Origin of the sequence: Gordonia sp. CNJ-863 (assembly GCF_001942325.1) — a bacterium.
GTDB classification, from domain to species: Bacteria; Actinomycetota; Actinomycetes; order Mycobacteriales; family Mycobacteriaceae; genus Gordonia; species Gordonia alkanivorans.
In genome coordinates this window covers 224813-242952 of sequence record NZ_MKKG01000022.1, presented here as the reverse complement: position 1 = coordinate 242952, position 18140 = coordinate 224813, and the positions used below count along the sequence as shown (strand labels likewise).

Genomic DNA, 18140 nt, shown 5'->3' with positions numbered 1-18140 from the left:
TGACAGGGGAGTTCTGATGGGCGGCGTGGTACCCGAACGGACCGCGGAGGCGGTGACACGTGCCCAGGCGGCGATCGCCCGGCACACCCGGCTCGTCGACGACTTCCCGAGCCCCGGGATCGCCTTCAAGGACCTGACCCCGGTCCTCGCCGATCCCGAGGGGTTGTCCGCGATCGTCACCGCGCTGACCCACGGCTGCACCGAGATCGACCTCGTCGCCGGTATCGACGCCCGCGGGTTCCTCCTCGGCGGCGCGGTCGCCCGTGAACTCGAGGTCGGGGTCCTCGCGGTGCGCAAGGGCGGCAAGCTGCCGCCTCCGGTTCATGCTGTCACCTACAGCCTCGAGTACGGCTCGGCGACCCTGGAGATCCCGGCCGACGGCCTCGACCTGACCGGGCAGCGTGTGCTGCTCGTCGACGACGTCCTGGCCACCGGCGGTACCGCGGTCGCTGCGGCGGATCTGCTCAACCGCACCGGGGCGAGCGTCGTCGGTGTCGCGGTGATCATGGAGCTCGTCGGGCTCGGCGGGCGCGACACGATCGCCGGCGGCCTCGGCCCGCACGTACCGGTCCACTCGGTGGCGCTCGACTGACCGTCGGGGATCTAGACTCGGAAAGACCACGACAGACGGAGGAGGACCGGTTATGCCCGATGAATCCGGCACGGCTCAGCACTCCGTGACTCCCGCGGCCGACGCCTCGGACGACGCCGTCGGCGCACCGACCTCGACATCGGCCTCGGCCTCGACCTCCCCGTCCGCCTCGCGGCGTGTCCGCGCCCGTCTGGCCCGCCGGATGACGGCGACGCGCAGCCAGGTCCGGCCGGTGCTCGAGCCGCTGGTCACCCTGCACCGCGAGATCTACCCGAGGCCGACGTCGCCCTGCTGCAGCGGGCCTACGACGTCGCCGAGGAGCGTCACAGCGGGCAGAAGCGCAAGTCCGGTGACCCGTACATCACCCATCCGCTGGCGGTCGCGACGATCCTCGCCGACCTCGGCATGGACACCACGACCCTGATCGCCGCGCTGCTGCACGACACGGTCGAGGACACCGGTTATTCGCTGCAGGCGCTCGAACGCGACTTCGGGCAGGAAGTGGCGCACCTCGTCGACGGCGTGACCAAACTCGACAAGGTCGCGCTGGGCAGTGCGGCCGAGGCCGAGACGATCCGCAAGATGATCATCGCGATGGCGCGTGACCCGCGCGTCCTCGTGATCAAGGTCGCCGACCGGCTGCACAACATGCGGACGATGCGTTTCCTCCCGCCGGAGAAGCAGGCGCGCAAAGCCCGCGAGACGCTGGAAGTCATTGCGCCGCTTGCTCATCGACTCGGTATGGCGACGGTCAAGTGGGAACTCGAGGACCTCTCGTTCGCCATCCTGCACCCCAAGCGCTACGAGGAGATCGTGCGCCTGGTCGCCGACCGCGCCCCGTCGCGCGACACCTACCTCGCGCGGGTGCGGGCCGACATCAACAACGCGTTGTCCGCGGCGCGAATCCAGGCAACCGTCGAAGGCCGACCCAAGCACTACTGGTCGATCTACCAGAAGATGATCGTCAAGGGCCGCGACTTCGACGACATCCACGACCTCGTCGGCATGCGCATCCTCTGCGAGGAGGACCGCGACTGCTACGCCGCCGTCGGCGTCGTCCACTCGCTGTGGCAGCCGATGGCCGGACGCTTCAAGGACTACATCGCGCAGCCGCGGTTCGGCGTCTATCAGTCGTTGCACACCACCGTGATCGGGCCCGAGGGCAAGCCGCTCGAAGTCCAGATCCGCACGCACGAGATGCACCGCACCGCCGAGTTCGGCATCGCCGCGCACTGGCGCTACAAGGAGAGCGGTTACCGGAAGTCGGGCAAGAAGTCCGACACCGCCGAGATCGACGACATGGCCTGGATGCGCCAGCTGCTCGACTGGCAGCGTGAGGCCGCCGACCCCGGCGAGTTCCTGGAGTCGCTGCGGTACGACCTCGCCGTCCGCGAGATCTTCGTCTTCACGCCGAAGGGCGACGTGGTCACGCTGCCCGCCGGGTCGACGCCGGTCGACTTCGCCTACGCCGTCCACACCGAGGTCGGGCACCGCTGCATCGGTGCCCGCGTCAACGGCCGGCTGGTCGCCCTCGAACGCAAGCTCGAGAACGGCGAGGTGGTGGAGGTGTTCACCTCCAAGGCGCCGACCGCCGGGCCGTCGAAGGACTGGCAGACGTTCGTGGTGTCGCCGCGGGCCAAGGCCAAGATCCGCCAGTGGTTCGCCAAGGAACGGCGCGAGGAGGCCCTCGAGACCGGTAAGGACGCGATCGCCAAGGAGGTCCGTCGCGGCGGACTTCCGTTGCAGCGCTTGCTGTCCGCGGAGTCGATGGCGGCGATCGCGAAGGAGCTGCGGTACAACGACGTCACCGCACTGTATGCCGCGGTGGGCGAGAACCACGTCTCCGCACGGCATGTCGTCAACCGCCTCGTCGCATCCCTCGGTGGCATCGAGGATGCGGAGGAGGCCCTCGCGGAACGGTCCACCCCGTCGACGATGCCGACCCGCTCACGTCAGGGCGGAGACGCCGGCGTGGTCGTCGACGGCGTCGACAACGTGGTGATCAAACTCGCCAAATGCTGTACGCCCGTACCGGGTGACGACATCATGGGCTTCGTCACCCGTGGCGGCGGCATCAGCGTGCACCGGACCGACTGCACCAACGCGACGTCGCTGCAGCAGCAGTCCGAACGCATCCTCGACGTCTCGTGGGCACCGTCCCCGGAATCGGTGTTCCTCGTGGCGATCCAGGTCGAGGCACTCGACCGCCACCGACTGCTGTCCGACGTCACCAAGGTGCTCGCCGACGAACGCGTGAACATCCTGTCGGCGTCGGTGACCACCAGCCGCGACCGAGTCGCCATCAGCAAGTTCACCTTCGAGATGGGCGACCCCAAGCATCTGGGTCACGTGCTGAACGTGGTCCGCAATGTGGAGGGCGTCTACGACGTCTACCGCGTCACCTCGGCTGCCTGATCTGACCTCCGAAAACCAGAGATCCCGCTGCGTTCTGTCCCGGAATTCGGGACAAAACGCAACGGGATCTGGCGTGACTCAGCGGTTTTCGCTAGTCGATGACCGCGGTTTCGATGGTCACCGGGAGCTTCGGCTTACCGTCGCCCGGCTGGCTGCCGGCGGGGCCGGGGGTGATCCCGCCCTCGTAGACCTTGTCCAGGACCGCGAGTCCGGGCTCGTCGACCTTGCCCACGATGGAGTAGTCGGGACCCAGTTCGCTGTCGTCGATGACGATGAACAGCTGGCTCGACCCGGTGTTGGGGTTCTGGCCGCCCTGGCTGCTGTTGGCGATGGCCACGGTGCCGCGCGGGTAGACGACGGGCTGCGATCCGCTCATGGGATCGGGCTGTCCGACCTTCTTCAGGTCGGTCGGCGGCTCGTCGGGGCTGGTCCAGCCCGGACCGCTCATGCCGGTGCCGGTCGGGTCGCCGCACTGCAGGATCTTCAGCTTGTCGCTGGTGGTCATGCGGTGGCAGGTCGTGTCGTCGTAGAACTTGTTCTCGATCAGCGAGGTGACCGCGGCGACGTTGCAGGGGGCGCCGTCACGTTCCAGGGTGATCGGCAGAACACCCTGGGTGGTCGTGAAGGTGGCCTGCTCGGTACCGGACTTCAGGACCTTGTCGTCGGGCTTCGGGGACTTGCGTTCGTTCTTCGCCGCCGCCTTCAGCTCGTCGAGTTCGGCCTGGTACTGCGGCCGCTGATCGGCGGGCACGTTGTCGGGCACCTGGTCGGGAAGCTGGTCGAACCGGCTCGGGGAGTCCTCGAACGCACAACTGGTCCAGCGTGCGGCCTCGCGGTCGTCCATGATCTTCTTCACCACGACGGCGGTCACGCCGGCGACGACGGCGACCACGACGGCGGTCGAGACCGAGGCGATGACGATCTTCCGCTTCCGACGGGCGAGGCGTTCGGTTTCGAGGCGTTCCTCGAGCTTCCGCTTCGCTGCCTCGCGGCGCTCCTCATTGGTGGTCACGCGGGTGGATCCTCCTGAATCTCGGCATAGTCGTGCCGACAATCTGCGCGGATGTCACTTACTCGAGAGGCAAGTCTGCCAGTTGTACCTGAGAACAGCGTTCAGCGGGTGTTGGAGTGGGGTCTCGCGGCCGGGGAATCGGTGCGTGGAGAACCGGCTGTCGGTCGCCGTGGGCAGCTAGGACACAATGGAGGGACCCGCGACCCTCGAGGAGTGCCATGCTGATCACCGGATTCCCCGCCGGCATGTTCCAGACGAACTGCTACGTCGTGGCGGCCGAACCCGGGTCGGATGCGGTGATCATCGACCCCGGCCAGGACGCCGCGCCCCGCGTGCGTGAACTGCTCACCGAGAACGATCTCACCCCGGTCGCCGTCCTGCTCACCCATGGCCACCTGGACCACACCTGGAACGCCACGCAGCTGTGCGACGAGTACTCCATCCCCGCCTACATCCATGCCGCCGACCGGCCGATGCTCACCGATCCCGGCCTGGGCATCGGACGCGCGCTGGGCGCGATGATCGGCGACGAGAAGTTTCGCGAGCCGGAGAAGGTCATCGAGTTCTCCGACGGAGAACCGGTCGAGCTCGCCGGCATCCACTTCTCGGTGGACCTCGCACCCGGCCACACCCAGGGATCGGTCCTGCTGGGCATCGAGGTGACCGTGCCGGGGGAGTCCCCGTCCGACACCCCGACGAGGGTGCAGGTCCGCTTCGCCGGCGACGTCCTCTTCGCCGGCTCCATCGGCCGCACCGACCTGCCCGGCGGCAGCCATCAGCAGCTGCTCGACTCCATCGCGGCGAAGCTGCTGCCGCTGCCGGACGACACCCTGGTTCTCCCCGGCCACGGGCCGCAGACCACCATCGCGCAGGAACGTGCCACCAACCCCTTCCTGGCCGGCCTGCGGGCTCCGGGAACCGACACCACCATCGCGACTGATCGACCGAAGGGACGACACGGACTGTGAGCGGAGCATTTCAGGCACCCCGGGGCATCCCGGACTACTTCCCGCCGAACTCGGCGGATTTCCGGAAGGTGCGGGACACGCTCACCGACGCGGCGCGTCGTGCGGGATACGGGCACATCGAGCTGCCGATCTTCGAGGACACCGCGCTGTTCGCCCGCGGCGTCGGCGAATCGACCGACGTCGTCAGCAAGGAGATGTACACCTTCAACGACCGCGGTGACCGGTCGGTGACGCTGCGCCCCGAGGGCACCGCGGGTGTGGTGCGCGCGGTCATCCAGCACGGCCTCGACCGTGGACAGCTGCCGGTCAAGGTCTGTTACGCGGGTCCGTTCTTCCGCTATGAGAAGCCGCAGACCGGTCGCTACCGCCAGCTGCAGCAGGTCGGCGTCGAGGCCATCGGCGTCGACGACCCGGCACTCGACGCCGAGGTCGTGGCCGTCGCCGACGAGGGGTACAAGCGTCTCGGACTGTCCGGCTACCGCCTCGAGATCACCTCGCTCGGCGACGACGCGAGCCGCCCTCGCTACCGGGAGGCGTTGCAGGATTTCCTCTTCAAGCTCGACCTCGACGAGGCGACCCGAAAGCGTGCCGAGATCAACCCGCTGCGCGTGCTCGACGACAAGCGCCCGGAGATCAAAGAGGCGACCGCGAACGCGCCGCTGCTGATCGACTACCTGTCCGATGAGGCGAAGGCCCACTTCGACCTCGTGCTGGCCAACCTGGACCGGCTCGGCGTGGCCTACGAGATCAACCCGCGACTCGTGCGCGGCCTGGACTACTACACCAAGACCACCTTCGAGTTCGTCCACGACGGCCTCGGTGCACAGTCGGGCATCGGTGGCGGCGGCCGGTACGACGGCCTCATGCGCCAGCTCGGCGCCAAACAGGACCTCTCGGGTATCGGCTTCGGCATCGGCGTCGACCGCACGATGCTGGCCCTCGAGGCCGAGGGAGTCGCGGGCACGCAGGCGGCGCGCTGTCAGGTCTTCGGTGTCCCGCTCGGTGCGGACGCCAAGGCCGAACTGGTCGGTGTCGCAGGCGCATTGCGCGCGGCCGGGCTCAGCGTCGACCTCGCCTACGGCGACCGCGGACTCAAGGGCGCGATGAAGGCCGCCGACCGGTCCGGTGCGCGGCTGGCGCTGGTGCTCGGCGAGAACGAGCTGGCCGAACGCCAGGTCGAGGTCAAGGACCTGAGCAACGGTGAGCAGCACCGTATCTCACTCGATGACGTCGTCGTCGAGGTCACCCGGCTGCTTGGCTGACGTCCGCGCGACGCGCTTTTCAGACGTCGTTGTCGGGGCCGGTCATCTCCTCGGCCAGGACGTCAAGTGACACCCCGCCCAAGGCCAGTGCGCGGGTGTGGAAGTCCTTGAGCGTCCACTCCGGGTGGGCGCTGAGGGCGGCGTGCCGGGTCTGTTCCCAGACTCGTTGTCCCAGTGCATAGGACGGTGCCTGGCCGGGCCAGCCGAGGTATCGGTCGAGTTCGAAACGCAGCACCGAGTGGTCCATGGCCACCGAGGCGGTCAGGAACTCCCACGCCTTGTCGGCATCCCAGATCCCGCCGCCCAGGGACTCCGGTGCGGGCAGACGGCAGTGCACGCCGATGTCGACGACCACGCGTGCCGCGCGTAGCCGCTGTGAGTCGAGCATGCCCATGCGGTCGCCCGGGTCCTCGAGCCAGCCCAGTTCGTCCATCAGCCGCTCGGCGTAGAGCGCCCAGCCCTCACCGTGCCCGGAGGTGAAGGACGCCAGCTTGCGCCAGGTGTTCAGGTCGGGATCGACGATGGCCGAACCGAGTTGGAGGTGATGGCCGGGGACGCCCTCGTGGTAGACGGTCGTCTTCTCCTGCCAGGTGTGGAAGACGGTCTGATCGTCGGGGACCGCCCACCACATGCGGCCCGGCCGGGACAGGTCGGCGGTCGGCTGGGTGTAGTAGATGATCCCGGTCGACGACGGCGCGAGGCGGCATTCGAGCCGGGACAGGCGGGCGGGGACGTCGAAATGCCGGCCGGCGAGTCCGGTGACGGCAGCGTCGGAGGTCTCCTGCATCCAGTCGACGAACTCGTGGCGGTCGTGGATCTGGTACTGCGGCTGGCGATCCAGCCAGGCGAGTGCCTCGTCGACGCCGCGGCCGGGGAGAAGTGACTCGGCGATCTCGTGCTGTTCGGCGACGATCTGCTCGAGGCGGGTCAGCGCCCAGGCGTAGGCGTCCTCGGGGTCGGCGTCGGCACCGAGGTACGCGGGCAGGTGGAGCAGGTAGCGATCCCGGCCCACCGCGTCGTCGTCGACGGAGGCCGGCAGGACCTCGGTCTCGAGATAGTTGGCGAACGTGCCGAACGCGGTGCGGGCCGCGTCGAGGGCGGTGCCGAGCGTGCCGGCGAGCGCCGGGTCGGCGGCGATGGACGCGGTGTTGTCGGTAATGGCGTCGGTGGCCGAATCGGCTTGTCGCACCACGGCCGCCACCTGTCGGCGCGCAACCGGGGGGCCGTGCCGCAGGCGGTGCGCCAGCCCGTCGACGGCGCGGTTCAGCGCACCCGGGATCGCGGTGAGGCGGGCGAGGAACACCTCGCGGTCGGTCCGGGTGTCGGTGGGCATCAGATCGAAGATGTCCCGCATCGCCTGCAGCGGCGAGGCGATGACGTTGCACTCGCCGATGTGCTCACCGGCGTCGGCGAGGGCGAGTTCACGACGCAGTGACGCAGACATCGTCGCGACCGTCACCCGGTCGACGGCGTCGACGACGGGTGCTTTCGCAAGTGCCGTCAGGGTGTCGGCGGCGACCGCGGCCCGCTCGGCACATGCCTGCGCGGAGAAGTCGGTCAGGGCATCGTCGTGGTCGCCGTGACCGATCTCGGTACCGAGCAGGGGATCGAGCTCACACAGTCGATCCAGGTGCGCCTCGGCGATCGCATCCACCTCGGTGCGTTCGCGCGGGCTCGTGGGGGTCGCGGCGGTGGGGGTCATCTCGAGGTCGCGTCAGAGATCGTTGGTCGCGAAGGTGTCGCACCGGTTGGGGTCACCGGACCGGTACCCGATGCCGAACCACTTCGCGCGTTGCGTGGCCGATCCGTGCGTCCAACCCTCCGGGTTGGAACCCGGGCCCTGGATGGTGTCGTCGCCGATTGCCTTGGCGGTCTGGATGACCGAGGAGATCTGCTGCTCGGAGATCGGGGCGAGCAACGCGTCGGGGCCGTTGTCGGCGTGGTACGCCCAGACACCGGCGAGGCAGTCGGCCTGCAGCTCCACGCGCACCGAACCCGACCGCGGTCCCTGCGAGCCCATCCGCTGCCCCTTGGCCAGGGCGCCGGTCAGGTTCTGGATGTGGTGTCCGTACTCGTGGGCCACCACGTACTCCTGGGCGAGCGGCCCGTCGCTGCCACCCATGCGGCGCAGCTGGGTGAAGAAGGACGGATCGAAGTACGCGGTGCTGTCCGCGGGGCAGTAGAACGGCCCGGTCGCCGCACTGGCCGCGCCGCACCCGGTGTCGACCGAGTCGGCGAAGATGACCGTCTTCGGCGGCTGGTAGCCGGGCATGAGCTCCGACCACACCTCGTCGAGGCTGACGGTGGTCGCCTTGATCCGGCAGATGGTGTTCTCGTTCGCCATCTCCCAGGTGCAGGAGTCGAGCTGCTGCTGGATCTCGGCGGCACCCGACGAGGTGCCCTGCTGAGGGGCCTGGCTGCCGAGGAGTTCACCGGGGTTCACGCCGAACAGCAGCGCCACGATCGTGATGATGAGACCCGCACCACCGCCGAGCGCGATCCGCCCGACACCGCCACCGCCGCCGCCGGAGACGTTGCCGGTGTCGATCGATCCGCTGCCTTGGAATGTCACGCGGTCATTCTGGCACGCCGCGGTGCGCGGACCGGGCATCTCCGGGTGGCCGGGTTCAGGACACCGACGCCGATGCGGCACGATGGGTACCTGGCCTGCGTTTCCACCGGGTCACGAACAAGCCGACACAAACAACGCCTCCGTCGCCGCCCGCGAGACCGGGCCGGCTGCACGACGTTGGGAAGGACTCTCAGTGCTCCGCACGCATTCCGCAGGTTCGCTGCGCCGGGCCGACGCGTCGCAGACCGTCACCGTCGCCGGTTGGGTCGCGCGCCGACGCGACCACGGCGGTGTGGTGTTCATCGACCTGCGCGACTCCACCGGCCTGGTTCAGGTGGTCTTCCGCGAGGAGTCGGTCGCCGCGGCCGCCCACCGCCTGCGCGCCGAGTACTGCGTCGCCGTCACCGGCGTGGTCGAGGTCCGTCCCGAGGGCAGCGAGAACCCCAACCTGAGCTCCGGCGAGATCGAGATCAACGCCGTCGAACTCGAGGTGCTCAACGAGTCGGCGCCGCTGCCGTTCCAGCTCGACGAGTCGCCGGGCGAAGAGGCGCGGCTGCGTCACCGCTACCTCGACCTCCGCCGCGAGGGTCCGAGCGCCGCCCTGCGCCTGCGGTCGAAGGCCAACGCCGCCGCCCGCGGTGTCCTCGCCGCCCACGACTTCGTGGAGATCGAGACCCCGACGCTGACCCGCTCGACGCCCGAGGCGCCCGTGACTTCCTGGTGCCCGCGCGCCTGCAGCCCGGCACCTTCTACGCCCTGCCGCAGAGCCCGCAGCTGTTCAAGCAGCTGCTGATGGTCGCAGGCATGGAGCGCTACTACCAGATCGCGCGTTGCTACCGCGACGAGGATTTCCGCGCCGACCGCCAGCCCGAGTTCACCCAGCTCGACATCGAGATGAGCTTCGTCGACCAGGACGACGTCATCGCGGTCGCCGAGGAGATCCTGGTGGCGCTGTGGAAGCTGATCGGCGTCGACATCTCGACCCCGATCCCGCGCATGACCTATGCCGACGCGATGCGTCGCTACGGCTCGGACAAGCCGGATCTGCGATTCGACATCGAACTCGTCGAGTGCGCCGAGTATTTCGCGAACACCCCGTTCCGCGTCTTCCAGGCCCCGTACGTCGGTGCCGTCGTCATGCCGGGCGGGGCGTCGCAGCCGCGTCGTCAGCTCGACGCCTGGCAGGAATGGGCCAAGCAGCGCGGCGCCCGGGGTCTCGCGTACGTGCTCATCGCCGAGGACGGCACGCTGTCCGGCCCGGTCGCCAAGAACCTGTCGGAGGAGGAGCGCGCCGGTCTGGCCGCCCATGTCGGCGCGAAGCCGGGCGACTGCGTCTTCTTCGGAGCCGGCGAGGTCAAGCCGACCCGCGCCCTGCTCGGTGCGGCGCGCGGCGAGATCGCCTCGAAGCTCGGTCTCATCAAGCAGGATGACTGGGCGTTCGTGTGGGTCGTCGACGCACCGATGTTCGAACCGACCGCCGACGCCACCGCGTCCGGTGACGTCGCACTCGGACATTCGGCCTGGACCGCGGTGCACCACGCGTTCACCTCGCCCAAGCCGGAGTCGATGGAGAAGCTCGACACCGATCCGGGCGAGGCACTGGCCTACGCCTACGACATCGTCTGCAACGGCAACGAGATCGGCGGCGGCTCGATCCGTATCCATCAGCGTGACGTCCAGGAACGCGTCTTCGAGATCATGGGCATCGGGCACGATGAGGCGCAGGAGAAGTTCGGCTTCCTCCTCGACGCCTTCGCCTACGGCGCCCCGCCGCACGGCGGCATCGCCTTCGGCTGGGATCGCATCACCGCGCTGCTCGCCGGTGAGTCCTCCATCCGCGAGGTCATCGCCTTCCCGAAGTCCGGCGGCGGCGTCGACCCGCTGACCGATGCACCCGCGGCGATCACCCCGCAGCAGCGCAAGGAGTCGGGCATCGACGCCAAGCCGGCACCGCGCGGCGGAGCCGAGCGGGCCGATGGCGCCCCCGAGAAGGCGGCCGAGCAGAAGGCAGCAGCCGACAAGTAGATCCCCAGAGCAACGAAAAGCGGTGGCCGAGCGTGAGTTCGGCCACCGCTGTCGTCTGTGCGGTCCGGCTGCGCCCGGCACCACATTCGCGGACGCCGATCCAGGCGTACTCGCTGAAGGTCGAGCCGGGGGAGCACTTCCTCAACTGGCAGCAGGACGCGTTCAGCAACTACCTCGCGCGGCTGGTGTTCCCGGAACCCTCGACCACGCTGAGCATCACCGTCAGCCTCGTGGCCGACCTGACCGCGATCAACCCCTTCGACTTCTTCATCGAGGACCGGGCCGAGCACTACGGGTTCGAGTACCCGGAGGAGTTGCGCCGCGACCTGGAGATCTTCCTGCGCCCGGTCGGTGTCGGCGAGGGCGAATTCGCCGGTGCGCCGGTGCATCCGGAGGTCGCCGCGTTCGCCGCGAAGCACAAGCCGGTCGGCAGGACACGCGTCATCGACTTCCTGGTGGCGCTGAACACCGCGGTACGCGAGGCGGTCGGCTACACCGTGCGTCTCGAGGCGGGTGTGCAGACACCCGAGTTCACGCTGTCGAGTGCGATCGGTTCCTGTCGTGACTCCGCCTGGCTGCTCGTGGCCCTGCTGCGCGAACTCGGTCTCGCGGCGCGGTTCGTGTCCGGCTATCTCGTGCAGCTGACCTCCGACATCAAGTCGCTCGACGGCCCGTCGGGTCCCGACGCCGACTTCACCGACCTCCACGCGTGGACCGAGGTGTACCTGCCCGGTGCCGGCTGGGTCGGATTGGACCCGACCTCCGGCCTGTTCGCGGGGGAGGGACACATCCCGCTCGCGGCGACACCGCATCCGGTGGGCGCCGCACCGATCACCGGCGCGACCGGCCCCTGCCACGCCACGCTCGATTTCTCCAACACCGTCACGCGCTTCCACGAGGATCCGCGCGTCACCCTGCCGTACACGCCCGAGCAGTGGGATCGCGTCGTCGACCTGGGTGCGCTCGTCGACGAACGCATGGAGCGCAACGATGTGCGTCTCACGATGGGTGGCGAGCCGACCTTCGTCTCCATCGACAACCAGACCGCGCCCGAGTGGAACACCGCCGCCGACGGCCCGCACAAACGGCTTCTGGCGTCCCGGCTCGCCGAACGTCTCAAGGCGGCCTACGCGCCGCAGGGCCTCATCCAGCGGAGCCAGGGCAAGTGGTATCCCGGAGAACCGTTGCCGCGCTGGCAGATCGAGATCATGTGGCGTGCCGACGGCGAGCCGATCTGGCGTGATCCGGACCTGCTCGCCGACCCGTGGTCGACGCCGGAACAATGCGCGTCGGCGATCGAGACCGAGACCTACGGTGCCCACCCGGACACGACCGTCGACGCCGAGCCCGCACAGAAGCTGCTGACCGCCTTCGCGACCGACCTCGGCCTGCCCACCGACCAGGTGATGCCGGCCTACGAGGACCCGCTGGTGCGCATGCGCGAGCTGGCCGCCATGCCGCCCGGAGACCCGGGCGACGACCCGACCCTGCCCACGGCCCGGAAGTTCGCCCAGTCGGAGTTCGACGTCGACCTGGAGACCCTGGAGGACGGCGACGAGGAGGAGCTGGCGCCCGAGAAGGACTCGGTGGCGCGACGCCGTTCACTGTTGGCCCGGCTCGACGCCGCGGTCGACGACCCCAGCGCCTACGTCCTGCCGCTGAACCGGTCGGAGGACCGGACCGCCTGGCAGAGCGCGGTGTGGTCCCTGCGACGCGGCCGCATCGTCCTCACCCCGGGCACCTCGCCGGCGGGTCTCCGTCTGCCGCTGAACTCGTTGTCGTGGGGGCCGGCGCCGACCATGTTCGAGGCCGACCCGACGGCGCGACGCGAAGCACTTCCGGCCGACCCGGCTGAAGCACTCGGCCACTCCGTACGCGCGGTGGACCCGTCCGAGTTCCTGCCGCGCACGGCGGTGGTCGCCGAGGTCCGCGACGGCGTGACCTATGTGTTCATGCCGCCCACCTCGACCGGCGAGGAGTTCCTCGCCCTCATCGAACTCGTCGAGGGCGCCGCCGCGGCGACGTCGACCCCGGTTGTCGTCGAAGGCTATGGGCCGCCGTCGGATCCGCGTCTCACGTCACTGTCGGTGACCCCCGACCCCGGCGTCATCGAGGTCAACATCCAGCCGGCGGCGAGCTTCGCCGAACAGTCCGAACTGCTCGAGTCCCTCTACGGCCACGCCCGCCAGGTCCGGCTCGGCACCGAGAGCTTCGACCTCGACGGCAGTCACGGCGGCACCGGCGGCGGTAACCACATCACGCTCGGCGGGACGACGCCGGCCGACTCGCCGATGCTGCGCCGCCCCGACCTGCTGGCGTCGATGCTGACCTACTGGCAGCGACACCCGTCGCTGTCGTATCTGTTCTCCGGCCGCTTCATCGGCACCACCTCGCAGGCGCCGCGCGTCGACGAGGGCCGGGAATCGGCGCTCTACGAACTCGAGATCGCCCTCGCCGAGATCGACCGGCTCGCCGCCACGGTCGCGGACCCGCGTGGGACCGGCCCCAAGGGCGCCCACAGCGCCGACGAGCCCGATACGAACGCACCCAATCCGTGGGTCACCGACCGTGCGCTGCGGCATCTGCTCACCGACATCACCGGCAACACCCACCGCGCCGAGTTCTGCATCGACAAGCTGTACAGTCCCGACTCGGTCCGCGGCCGTCTCGGCCTGCTGGAACTGCGCGCCTTCGAGATGCCGCCGCATCACCGGATGGCGATGGTCCAGTCGCTGCTGGTACGCAGTCTGGTGTCGTGGTTCTGGGAGAAGCCCTACCGCGCCCGGCTCATCCGCCACGGCGGCGACCTGCACGGCAAACATCTGTTGCCGCACTACGTCATCGAGGACATCGCGCTCGTCGCCGAGGAGCTCCGTGAGGCGGGCTACCCGTTCGAGACCGCCTGGCTCGACCCGTTCACCGAGTTCCGTTTCCCGCGTCTGGGAACCGTGCAGATCCGTGATCAGGAAGTGGAACTCCGCGGTGCCATCGAACCCTGGAACACGCTGGGGGAGGAGTCGACCGGAACCGGCACCGCCCGGTACGTCGATTCCTCCGTCGAGCGGGTCCAGGTGCGTGTCCTCGGCGGTGAGGACGACCGGTACCTGTTGACCTGCAACGGTTTCCCCATCCCGCTTCGGTCCACCGGCCGCACCGGCGAACGGGTCGCCGGCATCCGGTTCCGGGCCTGGCAGCCCCCGAGCGCTCTGCACCCGTCGATCAGCATCGACACCCCGCTGACCTTCGACCTCGTCGACACCGTCAACGGCCGGTCGGTGGGCGGTGCGACCTACCACGTCGTCCACCCGGGTGGTCGCGCCTACGACCGCCCGCCGGTGAACGCCGTCGTGGCCGAATCGCGTCGCAACGGGCGCTTCGAGGCGTCGGGTCACACCACCGGCACGGTCGACGTCGGATTGCTCCGGGAACGACAGGCCCGGCAGGCCATCGACTTCGGGGTCCCCGGGATCCTCGATCTACGGCGGGCACGTACAGTTCTCCGGTGACCTCTCCACCGGGCAACGCTTCCGCGGTGTTCGATGCATCCACGGTTTTCGACCGTTACCGTGACGAGGGTTACACGCTCTTCGACGTCGCCGGAACCGGCGATCCCGACCTCGTTTCCGGGGCCCACTACGACGAGCTCCTCGACTCCGCCGGCATGGTCCGTCCCGCGTGGGAAGACCTTGTGCGGCTGTATCAGCGGCGCGGTGACAGCCGCCTGCGCGAGTCCGCGGACCGGCTCGCCGCGGCCGTCCGGGACGACGGCGTGGTCTACAACGAGTTCGACGGTCAGACCACCCACACCCGCGACTGGGACATCGATGCGGTGCCGCTCCTCGTCGACGGCGTCGAGTGGGCCGAGCTGGAGAAGGCGATCACGCAGCGCTCGATGCTGCTCGATCTGCTGCTGCGCGATCTCTACCGCGATCAGAAGACCATCACCTCCGGTCTCGTGGCGCCGGAGATGGTCTTCGGGCACCCCGGCTACATCCGCAAGGCGGCGCGCCTCGAGGTCGCCGGACCCCATGCCCTGTTCCTGCACGCGGTCGACATCTCACGGTCCGCCGACGGTCGGTTCGTGGTCTACCGCGACCGCACCCAGGCCCCGTCGGGCATCGGTTTCTCGATCGTCGGCCGGCGCCTGCTGACCAAGGCCCTCCCGCAGCTCTTCCAGGCGTGCGCGCCGCGCCCGGTGACCGGTTTCGCCGGGACGATGCGCCTCGCGCTCGCCGAGTACGCCCCGCCCGGTGTCGACGATCCGACGGTCGCCGTGCTCAGCCCCGGCAGCATGTCCGAGACCGCCTTCGACCAGGCGTATCTCGCGTCGGCGCTCGGCTACCCGCTGGTCGAGGGTGCGGACCTCACCGTGCGCGACGGCGCGGTCTACATGCGCTCTCTCGGCAGGTACAAGCGGGTCGACGTCCTGCTGCGCCGGGTCGACGCCGCCTATGCCGACCCGCTCGATCTGCGGACCGACTCCCGGCTCGGCGTCGCCGGTCTCGTCGAGGCGATCTCGCGCGGCAACGTCACGGTGCTGAACACGCTCGGTTCCGGTGTTCTCGAGAACCCCGCCCTGCACACGGTGCTCGAACGACTCGCACCCGTCCTGCTCGACGAGGAGCTCGCGCTCGGCTCGGTCACCACCTACTGGGCCGGAGATGACCTGGAGCGCAGCAAGATCCAGAGCCGCGTCGGATCGCTGGTGCTCACCAACACCCGGACCGGCGAGGAGTTCATCGGCCCGCTGCTCGACGCGCGGACCCGGGCCGAGGTCGTCGCGCGGATCGACGCGCAGACCTGGCAATGGGTCGGACGCGAACTCGACGCCTACTCGGTGGCACCGACCGTCACCACCGGGACACGACCCGGACGCCACACCACCGCGCTGCGCGCCGCACCCGTGTCGATTCGCGCGTTCAGCGTCGCCCAGGGTCCCACCTACGCCGTGATGCCCGGCGGTCTCGGCGCCGTCCTGGCCGACGGCGTCGAAGGGGCCGCCCACCACGTCGTGTCGGCCAAGGACGTCTGGGTCACCAGTACCGAGGTCGGCGGACATGTGTCGCGTCGTTCGGAGACCCGCGTCGAACCGGCCGGTGAGGTCATCCCGGAGGCGGGGCGTCCCGTCTCGCTCGAGTACTCCGAGGTCGCGGCCGCCGCGAGTCCGCGTGTGCTCGCCGACCTGTTCTGGCTCGGCCGCTACGCCGAACGCACCGAGCAGGTCACCCGCCTCGCGAAGGTCTCCCGCCAGCGCTATCAGGACTTCCAGTACCGGCCGTGGATGTCGGGTACCCCGGCGGTGCCCCTGCTGCTGCATGCGGTCACGACGATCACGGGGACCGACGGCTACCTCGACACCGCGGATCTGGTGCTGTCGGGCACCGACCGCCAGCCCTCGCCGGAACAGGTCAACGAGGCCATCGAGAAGATCGCCGACCTGACCGTGGCCCGGTCGATCCCGGGTTCGGTCGCCCACTCGGTCGACCGCCTCGTCGGCGCCGCCCGCGCCGTTCGCGACCAGATGTCGACCAGCACGTGGATGGTCCTGGCGCCCGTCGAGCGGGTCGTCGCGAGTACCGCGCGTCTGGTCTCCCGGTCGCGGGCGGACTCCGCCGACGCGGGCACCGAGGGTCTGGGCGACGCCGCCCTCGACCTCGGTCCGGACCTCGCGCGGGCGCACGAGGAGATCCTGCACGGTGTTCTCGCCCTGACCGGACTCCAGGAGGAGTCGATGGTCCACGACCCGGGCTGGATGTTCATGGACCTCGGTCGACGCATCGAGCGCGCGATCACCCTCGCCGACCTCACCCGGGCGATGTTCACGCAGGCCCACGACACCGACACCGAACAGGCGCTGCTTGAGTCGTACCTCGCCGCCAACGAGTCCTCGGTGATCTACCGGCGCCGCAACCGCGGTCTGTACCGGTTCTCGAGTGTCGCCGAGCTGCTGCTGTTCGACCCGACCAACCCGCGTTCGATGATCTTCCAGCTCGAGAAGATGAACCACGACCTGACCTCGGTCCCCGAACCGCTGCGCTCGGCCGGGGCCGAGCGAGGGGTGCAGGACATGATCGCCGAACTGCGCCGGAGCGGTCCGGCCGACCTCGCCGGCGTCGACTCGCAGGGTCGGCGGACCGACCTCGCCGACCTGATGACCACGCTGCGAACCGTTTCCCGTGAACTGTCCGACCTGCTCAGCAGGACCCGCTTCGCCGTGCCGCGCCAGGCGCAGCCGATCTGGGGCGGGGGTGAGATGTGAGCACCCGCGTCTACCGGGTCATGCACCGGACCCGGTACACCTACAACGACGACGTGTCCTCGTCGTACGGCCGGTGCTACCTGACCCCGCGCGACCTGCCGGGACAGCGGGTGCTCTCGGCCACCGTCGACATCGAACCAGAGCCCGACGACCGGTCGACGGGCATCGACGTCTACGGCAACAACGACAGCTACTTCCACGTCCGCACTTCCCATCGGGAACTGACGGTGACCGCGCGCTCGGTCGTCGAGGTCGACGGCGTCGACCAGGGCATGATCATCGGTCCCGCGGCGCGCGCACCCTGGGAGTCGGCGCGCCCGGCGGTGGCCGGTAGTCGCGAGGCCGCGCTCGCCGCCGAGTTCGTCATCGATCTCGATCCGCCGGAGATCACCGCGTCGGTACGCGACTATGCGTCCCGGGTGTTCACCCCGGGACGACCGCTGATCGAGGCCGTCACCGACCTCACCACCCGGATCTTCGACGACTTCACCTACCGCTCCGGATCGACGGCGATCTCGACGAAGGTCGACACGGTGATGCAGCGGCGCGAGGGTGTCTGCCAGGACTTCGCCCGGGTCGCGATCGCGTGTCTGCGCTCGGTCGGACTCGCCGCCCGCTACGAGTCCGGGTATCTGGCGACCGATCCGCCACCGGGCAAGGAGAAGATCTTCGGCGCCGACGCGAGCCATGCGTGGGCGGCGGTGTGGATGCCCGACGGCCGCTGGCTGCCGTTCGACCCGACCAACGACAAACTGGTCGACGAACGCCACGTCACCCTCGCCTGGGGCCGCGACTACGACGACGTCCCGCCGCTGCGCGGGGTCATCTACACCGACTCGACCAAGAGCCACATCGACGTCTCGGTCGACGTCAGTCCGGTCGAGGACGAAACGCCCGACCCGGCCGGCGCGACCCCTCCGGTTGTGTCCATCGAGGGCGCAACCCGGCACGAATTGTGAGCCGGTCCGCTAAACCCCTGGGAGGCACCGTAATCGGCGCGTCTGAATCGTCATTCACCAATCCCGAGGTCGTACA

9 protein-coding genes and 2 pseudogenes are annotated in these 18140 nt (G+C 69.3%); 8 read left to right on the top strand and 3 right to left on the bottom strand.

What is annotated here, in order from left to right:
• The first annotated feature begins 16 nt into the window (after positions 1–16).
• Positions 17–592: an adenine phosphoribosyltransferase gene (locus tag BJF87_RS12965; RefSeq protein ID WP_006356975.1), complete on the top strand. Its 576-nt coding sequence runs from the start codon at positions 17–19 to the stop codon at positions 590–592.
• Positions 593–644: 52 nt separating this feature from the next.
• Positions 645–3007: pseudogene (locus BJF87_RS12960) on the top strand (RelA/SpoT family protein).
• 91 nt (positions 3008–3098) lie between these two features.
• On the opposite strand, the gene BJF87_RS12955 reads toward BJF87_RS12960, so the two are convergent.
• Positions 3099–4019 (bottom strand): peptidylprolyl isomerase, encoded by a 921-nt coding sequence (locus BJF87_RS12955; RefSeq protein ID WP_042375798.1) that lies wholly within the window; start codon positions 4017–4019, stop codon positions 3099–3101.
• A 218-nt stretch (positions 4020–4237) separates the two neighbouring features.
• Here BJF87_RS12955 and BJF87_RS12950 point away from each other — a divergent pair, with 218 nt between their 5' ends.
• Both BJF87_RS12950 and hisS read left to right on the top strand, forming a co-directional pair.
• Positions 4238–4987 carry an MBL fold metallo-hydrolase gene (locus tag BJF87_RS12950; protein ID WP_035751449.1) on the top strand — a complete coding sequence of 250 codons (750 nt, stop codon included), beginning with the start codon at positions 4238–4240 and terminating at the stop codon, positions 4985–4987.
• Complete coding sequence (gene hisS / locus BJF87_RS12945) at positions 4984–6249, top strand: histidine--tRNA ligase (protein WP_006356971.1); 1266 nt, start codon at positions 4984–4986, stop codon at positions 6247–6249. The genes BJF87_RS12950 and hisS overlap by 4 nt, the downstream gene beginning before the upstream one ends.
• Positions 6250–6268: 19 nt before the next feature.
• On the opposite strand, the gene BJF87_RS12940 is transcribed toward hisS, so the two are convergent.
• Both BJF87_RS12940 and BJF87_RS12935 read right to left on the bottom strand, forming a co-directional pair.
• Entirely contained in the window at positions 6269–7951 is a 1683-nt protein-coding gene (locus BJF87_RS12940; RefSeq protein ID WP_075863287.1) for a DUF885 domain-containing protein, read from the bottom strand.
• A gap of 12 nt (positions 7952–7963) precedes the next feature.
• Positions 7964–8821 (bottom strand): neutral zinc metallopeptidase, encoded by an 858-nt coding sequence (locus BJF87_RS12935; RefSeq protein WP_040003919.1) that lies wholly within the window; start codon positions 8819–8821, stop codon positions 7964–7966.
• A 193-nt stretch (positions 8822–9014) separates the two neighbouring features.
• On the opposite strand from BJF87_RS12935, the pseudogene aspS reads away from it, so the two are divergent.
• From aspS to BJF87_RS12915, 4 genes and pseudogenes are all read left to right on the top strand, one after another.
• Positions 9015–10846: pseudogene (gene aspS, locus BJF87_RS12930) on the top strand (aspartate--tRNA ligase).
• A gap of 32 nt (positions 10847–10878) precedes the next feature.
• Positions 10879–14352, top strand: coding sequence for a DUF2126 domain-containing protein (locus tag BJF87_RS12925; protein WP_075863286.1), 3474 nt, complete (start codon positions 10879–10881; stop codon positions 14350–14352).
• Positions 14349–17105 (top strand): circularly permuted type 2 ATP-grasp protein, encoded by a 2757-nt coding sequence (locus tag BJF87_RS12920; protein ID WP_035751452.1) that lies wholly within the window; start codon positions 14349–14351, stop codon positions 17103–17105. The genes BJF87_RS12925 and BJF87_RS12920 overlap by 4 nt, the downstream gene beginning before the upstream one ends.
• Positions 17102–18064: a transglutaminase family protein gene (locus BJF87_RS12915; RefSeq protein WP_042375802.1), complete on the top strand. Its 963-nt coding sequence runs from the start codon at positions 17102–17104 to the stop codon at positions 18062–18064. The genes BJF87_RS12920 and BJF87_RS12915 overlap by 4 nt, the downstream gene beginning before the upstream one ends.
• Positions 18065–18140: the final 76 nt, after the last annotated feature.